Origin of the sequence: Variovorax sp. V15 (assembly GCF_041154425.1) — a bacterium.
In the GTDB taxonomy this organism is placed as follows: domain Bacteria; phylum Pseudomonadota; class Gammaproteobacteria; order Burkholderiales; family Burkholderiaceae_C; genus Variovorax; species Variovorax guangxiensis.
The window spans coordinates 423,364-439,405 of record NZ_AP028659.1 but is presented as its reverse complement, the minus strand read 5'-3'; the positions used below and the strand labels follow the sequence as shown (position 1 = coordinate 439,405).

The window sequence follows — 16,042 nt, the reverse complement described above, 5'->3', positions numbered from 1 at the left end:
AGGGGATGCCACCGCCGCCCCCTCCTCCTCCGCCACCGCAAGCAGTCAGAAGCGCTGCCGCGACACAGGCAACCAGGCCCGACGAAAAAGAGATGCGTTGTCCCATAGTTGTGCTGCCCTCGCTTCAGCTACCCGACGCCTCGGAAATTGGCGGGCGTCGGCACGGGAGGATGCCACATTCGTGAGACATAAAGCACAAAACCCGCCTGCATTTCTGCAGGCGGGTTTTGCAGCACTTGCGGCGCGAAGCCGAATGGATTACTGCAGCTTGATTTCGACGTCCACGCCAGCCGGCAGGTCGAGCTTCATCAGCGCGTCCACGGTCTTGTCGGTCGGGTCGACGATGTCCATCAGGCGCTGGTGCGTACGGATTTCCAGCTGGTCGCGCGACGTCTTGTTGACGTGCGGCGAACGCAGGATGTCGAAGCGCTTCATGCGGGTCGGCAGGGGCACGGGGCCCTTGACGATCGCGCCGGTGCGCTTTGCGGTGTCCACGATTTCAGCGGCCGACTGGTCGATCAGCTTGTAGTCGAATGCCTTCAGGCGGATGCGGATCTTTTGCTTGGTAGCCATGGTGATTCCTTTGCTCCCGTCTTGATTACAGGTCGAGGATCTTCGCCACGACGCCCGAACCCACGGTGCGGCCGCCTTCGCGGATGGCGAAGCGCAGACCTTCTTCCATGGCGATCGGAGCGATCAGCTTCACGGTAATGCTGACATTGTCGCCGGGCATGACCATTTCCTTGTCCTTGGGCAGCTCGATCGCGCCGGTCACGTCCGTCGTGCGGAAGTAGAACTGCGGACGGTAGTTGTTGAAGAACGGCGTGTGACGGCCGCCTTCGTCCTTCGACAGAACGTACACCTCGGCGGTGAAGTGCGTGTGCGGCTTGATCGAGCCGGGCTTGCACAGCACCTGGCCGCGCTCGACTTCTTCGCGCTTCGTGCCGCGCAGCAGCACGCCGACGTTGTCGCCAGCCTGGCCCTGGTCCAGCAGCTTGCGGAACATTTCCACGCCGGTGCAGGTGGTCTTGACCGTCGGGCGGATGCCCACGATTTCGATTTCTTCACCGACCTTGATCACACCGCGCTCGACGGCGCCGGTCACCACCGTGCCGCGACCCGAGATCGAGAACACGTCTTCCACGGGCATCAGGAACGTGCCGTCCACGGCGCGCTCGGGCGTCGGGATGTACGTGTCCAGGGCTTCGGCCAGCTTCATGATCGAGCCTTCGCCGAGTTCGCCCTTGTCGCCTTCCAGGGCCAGCTTGGCCGAGCCGTGGATGATGGGGGTGTCGTCGCCGGGGAATTCGTACTTGTCGAGGAGTTCGCGGACTTCCATCTCGACCAGCTCGAGCAGTTCCTTGTCGTCGACCATGTCGCACTTGTTCAGGAACACGATGATGTAGCCCACGCCCACCTGGCGAGCCAGCAGGATGTGTTCACGGGTCTGGGGCATCGGGCCGTCGGCGGCCGAGCACACCAGGATCGCGCCGTCCATCTGGGCGGCGCCGGTGATCATGTTCTTCACGTAGTCGGCGTGGCCGGGGCAGTCGACGTGTGCGTAGTGGCGGTTGGCCGTTTCGTATTCGACGTGCGCGGTGTTGATCGTGATGCCGCGTGCCTTTTCTTCAGGCGCAGCGTCGATCTGGTCGTAGGCCTTGGCTTCGCCGCCGAACTTCGACGACAGCACCGTTGCGATCGCAGCCGTCAGCGTGGTCTTGCCGTGGTCGACGTGACCGATCGTGCCCACGTTCACGTGCGGCTTGGTGCGGGTGAATTTACCTTTTGCCATTTTTCAATCCTTGAAAGAGCAGTCCCGTGTATTGGTTTTATGTCTGCATCCGGTTGCTGGTTCGCCCCGCACGGGAACAGGGCGGCACCGGATCGCAGACAAGAAGGGCCATGCACTGCATGACCCGACGTTCTTGAAAAGCTTACTTGGCGCGAGCGGCCACGATGGCTTCGGCAACGTTGCGCGGAGCTTCGGCGTAGTGCTTGAACTCCATCGTGTACGTTGCACGGCCTTGCGACATCGAGCGCAGCGTGGTCGAGTAGCCGAACATTTCCGACAGCGGCACTTCTGCCTTGATGGCCTTGCCGCCACCGACCATGTCGTCCATGCCCTGCACCATGCCGCGGCGGGACGACAGGTCGCCCATCACGTTGCCGGCGTAGTCTTCAGGCGTTTCCACTTCCACGGCCATCATCGGCTCGAGGATCACGGGGTTGGCCTTGCGGGCACCTTCCTTGAAGCCGAAGATCGCGGCCATCTTGAACGCCATTTCGTTCGAGTCCACGTCGTGGTACGAACCGAAGTGCAGCGTGACCTTGACGTCCACGACGGGGTAGCCCGCCAGCACGCCCTGGCCCAGTGCTTCCACGATGCCCTTCTCGACCGCGGGGATGTATTCGCGAGGAACCACACCGCCCTTGATGGCGTCGACGAACTCGAAGCCCTTGCCGGCTTCCTGGGGTTCGATCTTCAGCACCACGTGGCCGTACTGGCCCTTGCCACCCGACTGGCGAACGAACTTGCCTTCGGCTTCCTCGACGGTCTTGCGGATCGTTTCGCGGTAGGCCACCTGCGGCTTGCCCACGTTGGCTTCCACGCCGAATTCGCGCTTCATGCGGTCCACGATGATTTCGAGGTGGAGCTCGCCCATGCCGCCGATGATGGTCTGACCGGATTCTTCGTCGGTGTTGACGCGGAACGAGGGATCTTCCTGCGCCAGGCGGCCCAGTGCGATACCCATCTTTTCCTGGTCGGCCTTGCTCTTCGGCTCCACGGCCTGGCGGATCACCGGCTCGGGGAAGTGCATGCGCTCGAGGGTCACGACGGCTTCCGGATCGCACAGCGTCTCGCCGGTGGTCACGTCCTTCAGGCCCACGCAGGCGGCGATGTCGCCGGCGCGGATTTCGCTGACTTCTTCACGGTTGTTGGCGTGCATCTGCACGATACGGCCGATACGCTCCTTCTTGCCGCGCACCGGGTTGTAGACGCTGTCGCCCTTCGAGAGCACGCCCGAGTAGACGCGCACGAAGGTCAGCTGGCCCACGAACGGGTCGGTCATCAGCTTGAATGCCAGGGCCGAGAACTTCTCGTTGTCGTCTGCCTTGCGGGTCGTGGGCGTTTCGTCTTCCGACACGCCAGCCACCGGCGGGATGTCCAGCGGCGAGGGCATGTATTCGACGACAGCGTCGAGCATGGCCTGCACGCCCTTGTTCTTGAAGGCCGAGCCGCACAGCATCGGCTGGATTTCGCCTGCGATGGTGCGCTGGCGCAGGGCCTTCTTGATCTCTTCCTCGCTCAGCTCGCCGCCTTCGAGGTACTTGTTCATCAGGTCTTCGCTGGCTTCGGCAGCCGCTTCGACGAGCTTTTCGCGGTACTCGTTGCAGACGTCGACCAGGTTGGCGGGAATGTCGCCGTACTGGAAGGTCACGCCCTTGTCCTCATCCCAGATGATCGCCTTCATCTTCACGAGGTCGACGATGCCCTGGAAGTGCTCTTCGGCGCCGATCGGGATCTGGATCACGACGGGGTTGGCCTTCAGGCGGTCGATCATCATCTGACGGACGCGCAGGAAGTCGGCACCGGTACGGTCCATCTTGTTGACGAACGCGAGACGCGGAACCTTGTACTTGTTGGCCTGGCGCCAGACGGTTTCCGACTGGGGCTGCACGCCGCCGACGGCGTCGTACACCATCACGGCGCCGTCCAGCACGCGCATCGAGCGCTCGACTTCAATGGTGAAGTCCACGTGGCCGGGGGTGTCGATGATGTTGATGCGGTGTTCGTCGAACTTGCCGGCCATGCCCTTCCAGAAGCAGGTGGTGGCAGCCGAGGTGATGGTGATGCCGCGCTCTTGCTCTTGCTCCATCCAGTCCATCGTGGCGGCGCCGTCGTGCACTTCACCGATCTTGTGGTTCACACCGGTGTAGAACAGGATGCGTTCGGTCGTCGTGGTCTTGCCAGCGTCGATGTGCGCGGAGATGCCGATGTTGCGGTAGCGCTCGATGGGGGTCTTGCGGGACATGATTTACTTTCGGGTTAAATGCGTTGAGCGCTGGGCCTCGAGAACGGGCCTTGCACCCGTCACCCGACACCCAACGCCCAAGCGAAGTTTGGTTTTTAGAAGCGGAAGTGGCTGAATGCGCGGTTGGCTTCTGCCATGCGGTGCACTTCGTCGCGCTTCTTCATTGCGCCGCCACGGCCTTCCGTGGCTTCCATCAGTTCGTTGGCCAGACGCAGGGCCATCGACTTCTCGCCGCGCTTGCGGGCGGCTTCCTTGATCCAGCGCATCGACAGGGCGAGGCGACGGACGGGGCGGACTTCGACCGGCACCTGGTAGTTCGCACCGCCGACGCGGCGCGACTTCACTTCGACCATCGGCTTCACGTTGTTGATGGCAACGGTGAACGCTTCGAGGGGGTCCTTGTCCGGGTTCTTCTTCTCGATGAAGTCGAGCGCGCCGTAGATGATGCGCTCGGCAACAGCCTTCTTGCCGCCTTCCATGATCACGTTCATGAATTTGGACAGCTCGACATTGCCGTACTTGGGATCCGGCAGGATTTCACGTTTGGGGACTTCGCGACGACGTGGCATTTTTCTAACCTCTTTGCTTCAGTTGGCACCGTTTCCGGCACCGCGAGAGCCAGTCAGGACTCTCACTTACTCGACCCGACAGTGGGTCACTTCGTTCGATGTACCCGCCAAGGTAACCGAACACCGTTTGTTTTTGACGACAGGAAGACCTATCAGGCCTTCTTGGGACGCTTCGCGCCGTACTTGGAACGCGACTGCTTGCGGTCTTTCACGCCTTGCAGGTCGAGCGAACCGCGAACGATGTGGTAGCGAACACCGGGCAAGTCCTTCACACGACCGCCGCGGACCAGCACGACGCTGTGTTCCTGGAGGTTGTGGCCTTCGCCCCCGATGTAGGAAATGACTTCGAAGCCGTTGGTCAGGCGGACCTTGGCGACTTTACGCAGAGCCGAGTTCGGCTTCTTCGGCGTCGTGGTGTAGACGCGGGTGCAGACGCCGCGACGTTGCGGCGAGTTCTGCATGGCAGGGCTCTTCGAATTGATCTTTTCGACCGTTCGACCCTGACGCACCAGTTGATTGATGGTTGGCATGAATTAAAAAGTCCCCAAAACGAGAAACGCCCGGCCCTGGCTGTGAAGCCACCCTTGTCGTGACTCAAGGAGGCCGGGAATGACGAAAACGTGAAACCCTTCGGAAAATTCCGAAAAGCCCACGAGTATAGCAAAGGAGCCCCGAAACGGCAAAGTCGGCTGCCGCGGATGCCCGCCAGCAGCCCTTGCGTGGCTCTTTTCCCTCCCCCGGCTTACTTGATCCAGAGGCGCAGGGCGTCCCAGGCGCGGCCGAACACGCCGGCCTGCTCGACCGGCTCCAGAGCCACCAGCGGCACGTCGGCCAGGGGCTGGTCGTCCAGCGTGACCTTGAGCGAGCCGACCGCCTGGTATTTGGTGAACGGCGCCACGAGCGGGTCGGGGCGCGACACCTGGGTCTTGATCTTGTTGGCCGAGCCCGTCGGCACGGCCACCACGATCGGCTCGGGGCGGCCCAGCTTCAGGACGTTGGCCTTGCCCTTCCACACCGCCGGCGTGGCCGCCGGCTGGCCGCCGTCGAACAGGCGCACGGCGTCATAGGCCGTGTAGCCCCAGTTCAGCAGCTTCTGCGACTCGTTGGCGCGCACGGTCTCGCCCGTGGTGCCCAGCACGATCGACAGCAGGCGGCGTCCGCCCGTCAGGTTGGGAAAGTCGCGCTTGGCGGTGGCGATCATGCAGTAGCCGGCCGCTTCGGTATGGCCGGTCTTCAGGCCGTCGACGGTCGGATCGCGGAACAGCAGCAGGTTGCGGTTGGTGTCGTTGGTCGAGGGGGTGCCCGGGTAGCGGTACTTCTTGATGGCGTAGTACTTGGCTTCCTCGGGAAAATCGCGCACCAGGCGGGTCGCCAGGATGCTCAGGTCGCGGGCCGTGTGGTGTGGCCGGGCGCCGTCAGGCCTTCGGGATTCTTGTAGGTGGTGTTCTTCATGCCCAGCGCCTTGGCCTGGGCGTTCATCATTTCGACGAAATGCTCCACCGTGCCGCCCACGCCTTCGGCCAGCGCGACCGTGGCGTCGTTGCCCGACTGCACGATCAGCCCCTTGATCAGGTCTTCCACCGGCACCTGCATCTTGGGGTCGATGAACATGCGAGAGCCAGGCATCTTCCAGGCGCGGGGACTGACCGGCAGGGTCTGGGTCAGCGTGATCTTCTTGGCCCGCAGCGCGTCGAACACCACGTAGGCGGACATCAGCTTGGTGAGCGAGGCCGGCTCGACCGGGCTGTCGATGTCCTTCTGGGCCAGGATCTGGTTCGCGGTCACGTCCAGCAGCAGATAGCTGCGCGCGGCGATTTCAGGCGGCGCCGGCATCTGGGCGGCGGCGATCAGGCTGAAGGAGGCGGCGGCGGTAAAGACCAGCGTGCGGAGCACGCCAAGAAAACGGTTCATTGGGAGTTCGGAAAGAGACGAAAACAAGCCGAAGAGGCTTTCAAGCGATGTCCGCGCGCAGATGGCGGACGACCAGACCCTTGAGCAGCGGCAATTGTCCGTGAAAGAAATGACCGCCCCCGGGGATGACTGTGACAGGAAGTGACTGCGGCCGCGCCCAGTCCATCACGGCGGACAGCGCCACCGTGTCGTCGGCCTCGCCATGGACCACCAGCGTGCGCTCGTGCGCCTCCAAGGGCAGCGCCGCCACGTTGTTGCGCGCGGCGGCCGTGCCCACCAGCACGATCTGCCGGATCTCACGCCCGGCCCACAGCTTCGCGACGGCACCGCTCGCGACGAAGGCGCCGAAGGAGAAGCCGGCGATCGCCACCGGTCCCTCGGGCGCGAGCTGGCCGACGACATCCAGCATGTCCTCCAGTTCGCCGCGCCCCTCGTCGTGCACGCCTTCGCTGGCACCCACGCCGCGGAAATTGAAGCGCACCGTGGTCCATCCGCTGGCGACGAAGGCACGCGCGAGCGTCTGCACCACCTTGTTGTCCATGGTGCCGCCGAACAGCGGATGCGGATGCGCGATGACCGCGATCCCGCGCGGGGTTCCGGCGGGCTGGTCGCGCTGCACCTCGATCGCGCCGGCGGCGCCCTGGAGGCTGATCTTTTCGGTCTGGGAATTCATTGGCGCAGGTACGAGCAGGGGGCCGGCGTAAAAGTTCAGCGTCCGACGTTCGGGGGCAGCAGCAGCCGCTCGACGACCTTGCCGTTCTTCAGGTGCGACTCGACGATCTCGTCGATGTCCTCGCTGTCGACGAAGGTGTACCAGACGGCCTCGGGGTACACCACGGCCACCGGCCCGCCCGCGCAGCGGTCGAGGCAGCCTGCCTTGTTGACGCGCACCTTGCCGGGCCCCGATAGCCCCTCCTCCTTGACCTTCGCCTTGCAGCGGTCGAAGCCTTCCTGAGCGTTGTGCATGGCGCAGGAGTCCTCGCCGTTCTTGCGCTCGTTCAGGCAGAAGAAGATGTGGCGGCCGTAGTAGCCGGACGGTGCGGCTGAGGTGGAGCTGGGCATCGGCGGATTTTAGTGACCACCCTCGCTACCCTCGCTCCGGCCGAGCAATCCGCACACACTCAGCTCGTCGGAGCCGCTCCGGACCGTCCGCGGCGCGACAGGGCCGCCACCACGTAGACCATCACCGCATAGGGCCACACCCAGCCCAGCCACTGCGCCAGCCCGTGGAAGCGGATGAAGCGCCCCTGCTCCCACGTGGCCAGCGTCTGCGCGAAGTACGCGCTTTCGGGAGCCTGGTTCAGCAGGCTCAATTGCAGCACCAGCCCCATCAGCAGCAGCGCCGCGCACAGGCGGCGCGGCGCGAACAGCAGCAGCACGCCGGCGAAGAGCGCCGCCGCCATGCCGACCTGCACCGGCAACCCCAGCCAGGCCCAGGCATGCTCGGGCCCGTAGCTCAGCGCCGCCGACAGCGCGGAGGCCGCAATGCCCGACAGCAGCGTCAGCGGCAGCAGCACCGCCCGCTGCACCACCGAGCGCGCCACCAGATAGCCCAGCAGGCAGGGCACCAGTGCGCCCAGCATCACGCACAGCAGCTCGACCGCCGGCACCAGCGGCTCGAGCTCGAACTGGCGCAGCGGCAGCCAGTCGATGAAGGGCGTGTCGAGCAGCCATTCGGAAATCGCAACCTCGAGCCGCTCGAACACCTGTCCCAGCCCGAAGGTGACGGCCGCCGGAAAGAGCAGCGCGAAGGGCCACAGCGCCAGCAGCACCAGCGCGCCGCGCGAATCCTCGGCGAACCACTGCGAGCGCGCGCGGCTCCAGTGCGCCACCGCACCCAGCCGCTCGAGCCCCGCCGCCAGCACGGCGCCGACGATCGCGCCGGCAGTGTTGAGCCCCAGGTCCACATTGGAAGGAATGCGCGCCGGCAGGTAGCTCTGCAGCGTCTCCATGGCGAAGGAAACCGCCGCTCCCGCCACGGTGGCGCGCAGCACCGCAGGCCATACCCCGGCGGCGCGCCCCGTGCGCAGCACCGCCAGGGCGCACAGGAAGCCGAAGGGCACGTAGCCCGCGACGTTGACCGCGAAGTCGAAGCCGGTCCAATATTTCGGCCAGGGCGCCGAGAGATACGCCCAGGGCGCGATTCCCTGGTCGCGCCAGTCGGCGAACGGATAAAGGCTGGCGTAGACGATCAGCGCCCCATAGGCGAGCGCCAGCGGGAGCGCCGCTGACTTGTGCTGCGGCCGATCCACCGTGGGCATCGGTGCGCGGCTCAGAACGGCTTGACGACCACCAGGATCACGATGCCCAGCAGCAGCAGCACCGGAAGCTCGTTGAACCAGCGGAACCAGCGGTCGTTGCGCCGGTTTTCGCCGGCCGCGAAGCGGCGAAGCAGTACCGCGCAGCCGTGGTGGTAGCCGATCACCACCAGCACCAGCGCCAGCTTGGCGTGCATCCAGCCGTTGCCCGGGCCGCGCCCGATGCCGTAGCCCAGCCAGAGCCACAGGCCGAAACCGATCGCGGGAACCGCCAGGAAGGTCGTGAACCTCAGGAGCTTGCGCGCCATGAGCAGCAGGCGCTCGCGCTCGGCCACCGATTCGGGCGGAACCATCGCCAGGTTCACGAAGATCCGCGGCAGGTAGAACAGCCCCGCGAACCAGCTTGCAATGAAGACGATGTGTAGAGATTTGACCCAAAGCATGGCGGCAGTTTAGTGGCGCCCTCTCCGCGGCAAAGCCCTGTTTTGGGGCAGCCTACTCGTACGACAGGCAAAAAAAAGCCCGACGTCTTCACGTCGGGCTGGGAAGCCCTTTTGCTGTCACACATCAAGGCACCCGCTCAGGGAGGAAAAGCGGGGGGCGGCAAGCCGCCCGCGTCAGAATTTAACAAAGACGAAACAAGGTTTCAAGCGACTGCGCCACTTTCTTTGACATTTAAAGCAAAAAACTGAAAACCTTGGTTCTACTAATTTCCGTAGTTGTAGGACAACCGAACGCCCGTGCCGAGGAGTCGTAAACAGTCGCTTCAGGCACAATTTTGGATATATGACGTCATCATCTTCCCCCCTGGCCATGTTCCCCGCCGGGCGGCCGCGGCGCCTGCGCCGCGACGCTTTCACCCGCAACCTGGTGCGAGAGCACGCACTGACGGTCGACGATCTGATCTACCCGGTGTTCGTCCAGGAAGGCGAGAAGCGCCGTGATGCCGTCCCCTCGATGCCCGGCGTCGACCGCCTGAGCCTCGACCTGCTGCTGCCCGTGGCCGAGCAATGCGTGGCCGCCGGCATTCCGGTGATGGCGCTCTTCCCGGTGATCGACGCCAGCCTCAAGACGCCCGACGGCCGCGAGGCCTTCAATCCCGACGGGCTGATCCCCCGCGTGGTGGCCGCCCTGAAGGCGCGCTTTCCCGAACTGGGCGTGATGACCGACGTCGCCCTCGACCCCTACACCAGCCACGGCCAGGACGGCCTGCTCGACGACACCGGCTACATCCTCAACGACGCGACCGTCGAGGTGCTGGTGAAGCAGGCGCTCGCGCAGTCGCAAGCCGGCGTGGACATCGTGGCGCCCAGCGACATGATGGACGGCCGAATCGGCGCCATCCGCAACGCCCTCGAGGCCCGCGGCGACATCCACACCCGCATCATGGCCTACAGCGCCAAGTACGCCAGCGCCTTCTACGGCCCCTTCCGCGACGCGGTCGGCTCGGCCGCCACGCTCGGCAAGGGCAACAAGAAGGTCTACCAGATGGACCCGGGCAACAGCGACGAGGCCCTGCGCGAAGTCGCCATCGACATCGCCGAGGGCGCCGACATGGTGATGGTGAAGCCCGGCATGCCCTACCTTGACATCGTGCGCCGTGTGAAGGACCAGTTCCGCGTGCCCACCTTCGCTTACCAGGTGAGCGGCGAGTACGCGATGCTCAAGGCCGCCGCCCAGAACGGCTGGCTCGATCACGACGCCGTGGTGCTCGAAAGCCTGCTGGCCTTCAAGCGCGCCGGCGCCGACGGCGTGCTGACCTATTTCGCGCTCGACGCCGCGCGCCTGCTGCAGAAGTAACGGCGCGCCGGCAACCGGGCATGCGCATCTTCGAAATCAACCGGTCACAGGTCAGCGAGCACGCCGCGCTGGCGCCGCTGGCCGTGCCGGGCGCCTGCGGCGCCAGCGGCTACCTCTGGATCTCGCTCACGCGGGACGAATTCCGGGCCTCGCTGGCCGAGGTCCAGCAGATCCTGCAGACGCTGTGCCTCACGCAGCTGGTCGACCTGCATGTGGCCGACCTGCTCAACGACCAGTTGCCCTCGCACTACGACTACACCTCGCTGTACGACGTGCTGGTGTTCCGGCGGCTGGCCAACGGCCAGGGCCAGGCGGCGCTGGGAAACGGCAAAGGCAATGGCAACGAGGCGCCGCCTGCCCCGGTCTCAGCCACCGCGCCGCGCCAGCCCCGCAGCGGCCCGCCCGTGCTGCGCCGCGTCGACACCCGGCCGGTGGGCTTCGCCGTGTTCGACCGCGTCCTGCTGTCGGTGCACCCCGAGGATGGCGCGGTGCGCGACGCCTTCGCCGCCCGGCTGCTGGCCGCGGCCTCGGCCGACGGCGCCACCCCGGCGCTCGACGTGCGCGCCACCTCGGCCCGCCTGCCGACCAGCCCGTCGGACCTGATGCTGCGCGTGATCAACCAGATCGTCGACGGCTACCTCGACCTGCGGCGCGAGCTCACCAAGCAGCTCGACCACTGGCAGACCGAGCTGATCGACCCGCGCAGCCGCTTCACCAACTGGGGCGCGCTGATGGAGGCGCGCCAGTCGCTGCACCACCTGGACGAGATCTGCGAGGACCAGCGCGCCGCCATGCAGGACTGGATCGACTCGCTCGAAACGCTGCCCGTGCCCAAGGGCGAGACGGAGCAGCGCGAGCGGGAACTCATCATGATCCGCAGCCGGGACGTGCTCGAGCACATCGAGCGCGTGGTGCATCACGTGCACCGGCTGGAGCAGAACGCCGAGACGGCCGTGCAGATGCACTTCAGCGTCCAGGGCCACCGCGCCAACGACATCATGCGGGTGCTGACGGTGCTCACCGCCGTGTTCCTGCCGCTGAACCTCATCGCCGGCATCTTCGGCATGAACTTCGAATTCATCCCGCTGGTGCACAAGGCCGACGGCTTCTGGATCGCGATGACATCCATGCTGGTCATCGCCGTGCTGCTGGTCGTGATCTTCTGGCGCAAGCGCTACCTCGCCCGCACGCGCTGACACGCCGACGCTCCAGATCTGTCGGCGCCAAAGAAAAGGGCCACGCTTTCGCGTGGCCCTTTTCGATTTCGACGGCCCCAGCGGGGCCGCTTCTATTACTTGGCGACGGCGCCCGAACCTTGCTGTGCCTGAACGCGAGCGTCCATCGGGTGCTGCATGGTCGAGATGACCTTGCTGTTCACGCGCGAACCGGAGGTCACGTTCTGGTCGGGAGCGTAGGCGGTGCGAACGGCTTCGGCTTCGACGATCGAGCGGTCCTTCGACACGGCAACCGTTTCCGCGCCGCGCGAACCGCGCACGACGTTCTGGTTCGGAGCAGCGGCGGTGCGCACGGCTTCGGCGTTGACTTCGTCGCGGCTCTTGGTCGAGACGGCGGTGTTCACGCCTTGGTAGGTTTCAGCCTGGGCGCCGGTGGCGGCGAGCAGGGCGAGGGCGGCGGCTGCGAGGATTTGCGAGGTCTTCATGGTCATTTCTCCTAGGGTGTTCTCTGGATGGTTCGTCCACCAGGCCTGCTGGTTCGCGAGCCTGTGCGGCGAGTTTCCGGGGGAACGGCGTTGCCAGAACACCCGGTTCAGAGACACCGTGTTTCCTCTATTGAAACAATGGCGACATGAAGGCATGCAAAACAAAAAGCCGGGCCCGGTTTTGCACCGGCCCGGCCTTGCCCGAGAGGAGAAACTTCCGGCCTAGCGCCTGGCGCCCTGGAATTGCGGCGGCACTTCGCTGTTGACGAAGGCGCGGCGGTCGAGGTTCTGGTTCGGCGCGTGGGCGGCGGCCACGGCCTCGGCGCGAATCGATGCCCGGTCGAGCGAACTGGGCCGCGAGGTCAGGGGCGCGGCGACCACGTCGCCGTAGACATTCCCGTCCCGCGCCGCGGCGTCGGCACCGGCGGCCACATCGCTGCGGCTGGTGACGGCCTTGAGCGGCTGCACCGGCTCGAAGCCCTGCGCCAGCGCGCCGGAGGCGGCAAAGAGCGACAAAAGGGCGGCGGCGACGATGTTCGGGGTCTTCATTTCAGTTCCTTCCAACGACCCAGCCAGGCTGGCGACGTCGGCGTTTAACGCAAGTGTCGCCCAAGCCAGCTAGGAAAAACCCGGGAGAATCGAACCATCGCGTTCCCAAAACGGAAACAATGGACCCATCCACATGGACAGCCTCGATCTGATCAGAACCTTCCGGGAGGTCGCCTCGCACGGCAGCTTCTCCCAGGCAGCCAAGAGGCTGGATATGTCGAAGGCCACCGTCAGCAAGTATGTGGCCGAGCTGGAAACCCGCTTCGGGGTGCGTCTTCTGAACCGCTCCACCCGCTCCGTGAGCCTCACCGACGCCGGCCAGCTGCTGCTGGAGCGCAGCACCCCGGTGCTGGAGATGGTCGAACTCACCCAGGCGGAACTGCAGGAGCGCGCCAGCCAGCCCGGCGGCCGGCTGCGCATCTCGGCGCCGCACGGCATGGGCAACGGCGAGTTCCCGAACCTGCTGGCCGACTTCATGCGCTACTACCCCGACGTGAGCATCAGCCTGCAGCTGACCAACCGCACCGTCGACCTCGCCGAGGAAGGCATCGACGTCGACATCCGCAGTGGCCCCGTGGAAGACGCCAACCTCATCGTGCGCAAGCTCCGGCTCATGGAAATGGTGGTTTGCGCCTCGCCCATCTACTGGAAGAAGCACGGCAAGCCCGAACACCCGCGCGACCTGGCCAGCCACGAGGCCCTTACCCACTCGCTGCTCGGCGCGCAGCCGGTATGGCGCTTCGACGACGGCGGCCAGCCGCTGGACGTGCACGTCAAGAGCCGCATGGACTGCACCGAGGGCGCGCCGCTGATCCGCGTTGCGATGCGCGGCTTCGGCGTGATCTACCTGCCCTCGATCCTCGTGCAGTCGCACATCGAGCATGGGGAGCTGGTGCCGGTGCTGCAGGGCTACACACGCAAGGACATGTGGCTTTCGGCCGCGTACCTGCAGCGGCGCCACAACAGCGCCGCACTGCGCGCGCTGCTCGATTTCCTGCAGACCCGCGTGGGCGACGGGCCCGGCCTGAAGCGCAAACCGGCGTCCTGACAATGAAAGAAGCCCGGCATGCACCGGGCTTCCTCATTCGCGAGAAGGCCTCAGCCGAGGTGCTTCGCAAAGAAGGCCAGCGTGCGCTCGCGCGCCAGCTTGGCCGCGTCGGCGTCGTACGAACCGCGCTGGTCGCAGTTGAAGCCGTGGCCCACCGGGTAGACGTGCACTTCCACTTCGGGATGCGCCTTCCTGAACGCCTCGACGGTGTCCAGCGGAATCCAGTGGTCCTGGTTGCCGAAGTGGGCCAGTACCGGCACCTTGGGCTGCCGTGCCGTTTCCTCCGGCGAGGTCATGCCTCCGCCGTAGTAGGGCACCGCCGCCGACAGGCCCGGCAGCAGCGCGGCAGCGCGCCAGGTCAGCAGGCCGCCCCAGCAGTAGCCGACGATGCCGACCTTGCCCGCCTTCGACGCATAGGCGATGGCAGCTTCGATGTCCTGCAGCACGCCCGGCGTCGGCAACGCCTCGACCGCCGTCTTCAGGCCGAAGCCGTTCTTCATGTCGTCTTCCGAGTAGCCCAGCTCCACGCCCGGCTTCACGCGCTGGAAGGTCGAAGGCGCCACGGCGAGGTAGCCCTCGGCCGCGTAGCCGTCGGCCACCGAGCGGATGTGCGAGTTCACGCCGAAGATTTCCTGCACCACGACCACTGCGCCGCGCGGCTTGCCCGACGGCTCGGCCACGTAGGCGGGAAAGCTCAGGCCGTCCTTGGCCTTGAGATCGATGAATTGACCCATGTTGTCTTGCTCCTTGATGGCATCCGAAGAAAAGAAGGGATGCCGGGGTTACGGGCGCAGCGCGCGCTCGACGAAGTCGAGACGGTCCTGCCCCCAGAAAATCTCGCCGTCGATCACGTAGCTGGGCGCGCCGAACACCTGGATGTCGATGGCCTCCTGCGTGTAGGCCTCGTAGCGCTCCTGCACCGCCTGGCTCTGCGACTGCTCGCCGCGCTTGGGCGACAGCCCGCATTCGACCACCAGCGAGTCGAGCACCTTCGGGTCGCCGATGTTGCGCTCCTGCACCCACACGGCCTGGAACACCGCCGCGCACATGCGCATGGCGGCCTCGGTGCCGTCGTGCATGTCGACCGCGATGATGACGCGCGCCGCGTCGTCGCCGGCCACCGGGAAGAACTTCGGCTTGACGTTCAGCGGCAGCCCCAGGTGTTTCGAGTAGCGCGCCAGGTCGACCAGCCGGTAGGCTTGCCGCTGCGGCGCCCGCTTGCCCAGCGGCAGCCCGCCCGACACCGGGAACACGCTGCCCATGTCGATGGGCCGCACCCGTACCGTGGCGCCCGCGGCCGCGGCGATCGCCTCGAAGCGGGAATGCCCCAAGTAGGTCCACGGGCTCTGGGGTGCAAAGTAGTAGTCGATGGTCTTGCCGGTGCTCATGTGCATGCCCCGATGATGTAATCCAAGCCAGTCGTTTTAACTGACACGCAGTTTCTCTGCAGGAGGTAGGTTTTGGACCAGGTGCTATTGATCACGGGCGGCGGCCGCGGTATCGGCGCGGCCACTGCCCTGCTCGCCGCCAGCCGCGGCTACGCGGTGGCCGTCAACTACGCCACCAATTCACTGGCCGCCGACGAGGTGGTGCGCACCATCCGCGACGGCGGCGGCAACGCCATGGCCGTGCAGGCCGACGTGGGCGACGAGGCCCAGGTCATCGCCATGTTCCAAAAGGTCGACGCGCGCTTCGGCCGCCTCACCGCGCTGGTCAACAACGCAGGCGTGGTCGACCAGATGGCACGCGTCGACGAGATGAGCGTCGTCCGGCTGGAGCGCATGTTCCGCATCAACGTGATCGGCAGCTTCGTCTGCGCACGCGAGGCGGTGCGGCGCATGAGCACGCGCTATGGCGGCTCGGGCGGCGCCATCGTCAACATCTCCAGCGGCGCCGCGCGGCTGGGCTCGCCGGGCCAGTACGTCGACTACGCCGCGAGCAAGGGCGCCATCGACACCTTCACCATCGGCCTGGCCAAGGAAGTGGCCGAGGAAGGCATCCGCGTCAACGCGGTGCGCCCCGGCCTGATAGACACCGAGATCCACGCCTCGGGCGGCCTGCCCGACCGCGCCTTCGAGCTCGCGCCCACGGTGCCGATGAAGCGCACCGGCACCGCCGAGGAGATCGCGGGCGCCATCCTGTGGCTGCTGTCGCCCGAGGCGAGCTACACCACCACGGCCTTGCTCGACGTCACTGGAGGCCGTTGAGCATGA

General features: G+C 65.7%; 18 protein-coding genes and 1 pseudogene. 4 read left to right on the top strand and 15 right to left on the bottom strand.

Annotation, left to right across the window (positions count from 1 at the left end; translation table 11 throughout):
• Positions 1-258: 258 nt before the first annotated feature.
• The 11 genes and pseudogenes from rpsJ to ACAM57_RS02095 all read right to left on the bottom strand — a co-directional run bounded on the left by rpsJ (position 259) and on the right by ACAM57_RS02095 (position 9,215).
• Positions 259-573, bottom strand: coding sequence for a 30S ribosomal protein S10 (rpsJ, locus tag ACAM57_RS02145; protein ID WP_007838118.1), 315 nt, complete (start codon positions 571-573; stop codon positions 259-261).
• A 25-nt stretch (positions 574-598) separates the two neighbouring features.
• Positions 599-1,792: an elongation factor Tu gene (tuf, locus tag ACAM57_RS02140; RefSeq protein WP_093210122.1), complete on the bottom strand. Its 1,194-nt coding sequence runs from the start codon at positions 1,790-1,792 to the stop codon at positions 599-601.
• A 142-nt stretch (positions 1,793-1,934) separates the two neighbouring features.
• Positions 1,935-4,034 carry an elongation factor G gene (fusA, locus tag ACAM57_RS02135; protein WP_126025518.1) on the bottom strand — a complete coding sequence of 700 codons (2,100 nt, stop codon included), beginning with the start codon at positions 4,032-4,034 and terminating at the stop codon, positions 1,935-1,937.
• 95 nt (positions 4,035-4,129) lie between these two features.
• The gene (gene rpsG / locus ACAM57_RS02130; protein WP_007829591.1) at positions 4,130-4,603 is read right to left on the bottom strand and encodes a 30S ribosomal protein S7; all 474 of its coding nucleotides are present in this window, start codon (positions 4,601-4,603) and stop codon (positions 4,130-4,132) included.
• 152 nt (positions 4,604-4,755) lie between these two features.
• Entirely contained in the window at positions 4,756-5,133 is a 378-nt protein-coding gene (rpsL, locus tag ACAM57_RS02125; RefSeq protein WP_013543948.1) for a 30S ribosomal protein S12, read from the bottom strand.
• A gap of 212 nt (positions 5,134-5,345) precedes the next feature.
• Entirely contained in the window at positions 5,346-5,804 is a 459-nt protein-coding gene (locus tag ACAM57_RS02120) for a hypothetical protein (RefSeq protein WP_369662514.1), read from the bottom strand.
• Positions 5,790-6,436, bottom strand: a pseudogene (locus ACAM57_RS02115) (D-alanyl-D-alanine carboxypeptidase family protein); the annotation flags it as partial. The pseudogene ACAM57_RS02115 and the gene ACAM57_RS02120, both read right to left, overlap by 15 nt.
• 118 nt (positions 6,437-6,554) lie before the next feature.
• The gene (locus ACAM57_RS02110; protein ID WP_126025516.1) at positions 6,555-7,187 is read right to left on the bottom strand and encodes an alpha/beta hydrolase; all 633 of its coding nucleotides are present in this window, start codon (positions 7,185-7,187) and stop codon (positions 6,555-6,557) included.
• A 35-nt stretch (positions 7,188-7,222) separates the two neighbouring features.
• On the bottom strand, positions 7,223-7,576 hold the full coding sequence (locus ACAM57_RS02105; protein ID WP_369660553.1) for a ferredoxin: 354 nt from the start codon (positions 7,574-7,576) through the stop codon (positions 7,223-7,225).
• A gap of 59 nt (positions 7,577-7,635) precedes the next feature.
• Positions 7,636-8,775 carry a VanZ family protein gene (locus ACAM57_RS02100; protein ID WP_126025514.1) on the bottom strand — a complete coding sequence of 380 codons (1,140 nt, stop codon included), beginning with the start codon at positions 8,773-8,775 and terminating at the stop codon, positions 7,636-7,638.
• Positions 8,776-8,786: 11 nt separating this feature from the next.
• The gene (locus ACAM57_RS02095; protein WP_176664998.1) at positions 8,787-9,215 is read right to left on the bottom strand and encodes a CopD family protein; all 429 of its coding nucleotides are present in this window, start codon (positions 9,213-9,215) and stop codon (positions 8,787-8,789) included.
• 343 nt (positions 9,216-9,558) lie between these two features.
• Here ACAM57_RS02095 and hemB point away from each other — a divergent pair, with 343 nt between their 5' ends.
• Positions 9,559-10,572 (top strand): porphobilinogen synthase, encoded by a 1,014-nt coding sequence (gene hemB / locus ACAM57_RS02090; protein WP_240650835.1) that lies wholly within the window; start codon positions 9,559-9,561, stop codon positions 10,570-10,572.
• Positions 10,573-10,592: 20 nt separating this feature from the next.
• Positions 10,593-11,768, top strand: a complete 1,176-nt coding sequence (locus ACAM57_RS02085; protein WP_126025512.1) for a magnesium transporter CorA family protein — start codon at positions 10,593-10,595, stop codon at positions 11,766-11,768.
• 95 nt (positions 11,769-11,863) lie between these two features.
• On the opposite strand, the gene ACAM57_RS02080 is transcribed toward ACAM57_RS02085, so the two are convergent.
• Both ACAM57_RS02080 and ACAM57_RS02075 read right to left on the bottom strand, forming a co-directional pair.
• Complete coding sequence (locus ACAM57_RS02080; protein ID WP_184639778.1) at positions 11,864-12,232, bottom strand: DUF4148 domain-containing protein; 369 nt, start codon at positions 12,230-12,232, stop codon at positions 11,864-11,866.
• A gap of 222 nt (positions 12,233-12,454) precedes the next feature.
• Positions 12,455-12,781, bottom strand: coding sequence for an alpha/beta hydrolase (locus ACAM57_RS02075; RefSeq protein WP_126025510.1), 327 nt, complete (start codon positions 12,779-12,781; stop codon positions 12,455-12,457).
• A gap of 133 nt (positions 12,782-12,914) precedes the next feature.
• On the opposite strand from ACAM57_RS02075, the gene ACAM57_RS02070 reads away from it, so the two are divergent.
• The gene (locus ACAM57_RS02070; protein ID WP_369660552.1) at positions 12,915-13,829 is read left to right on the top strand and encodes a LysR family transcriptional regulator; all 915 of its coding nucleotides are present in this window, start codon (positions 12,915-12,917) and stop codon (positions 13,827-13,829) included.
• A 50-nt stretch (positions 13,830-13,879) separates the two neighbouring features.
• Here the strand turns inward: ACAM57_RS02070 and ACAM57_RS02065 are convergent, their stop codons facing one another.
• Together ACAM57_RS02065 and ACAM57_RS02060 are read right to left on the bottom strand one after the other, a co-directional pair.
• Positions 13,880-14,563 carry a dienelactone hydrolase family protein gene (locus tag ACAM57_RS02065; RefSeq protein WP_369660551.1) on the bottom strand — a complete coding sequence of 228 codons (684 nt, stop codon included), beginning with the start codon at positions 14,561-14,563 and terminating at the stop codon, positions 13,880-13,882.
• 48 nt (positions 14,564-14,611) lie between these two features.
• Positions 14,612-15,217: a 2-hydroxychromene-2-carboxylate isomerase gene (locus tag ACAM57_RS02060; protein WP_369660550.1), complete on the bottom strand. Its 606-nt coding sequence runs from the start codon at positions 15,215-15,217 to the stop codon at positions 14,612-14,614.
• Between the two features lie 72 nt (positions 15,218-15,289).
• Here ACAM57_RS02060 and ACAM57_RS02055 point away from each other — a divergent pair, with 72 nt between their 5' ends.
• Positions 15,290-16,036: an SDR family oxidoreductase gene (locus tag ACAM57_RS02055; protein WP_369660549.1), complete on the top strand. Its 747-nt coding sequence runs from the start codon at positions 15,290-15,292 to the stop codon at positions 16,034-16,036.
• The last annotated feature ends 6 nt before the right edge of the window (positions 16,037-16,042 follow it).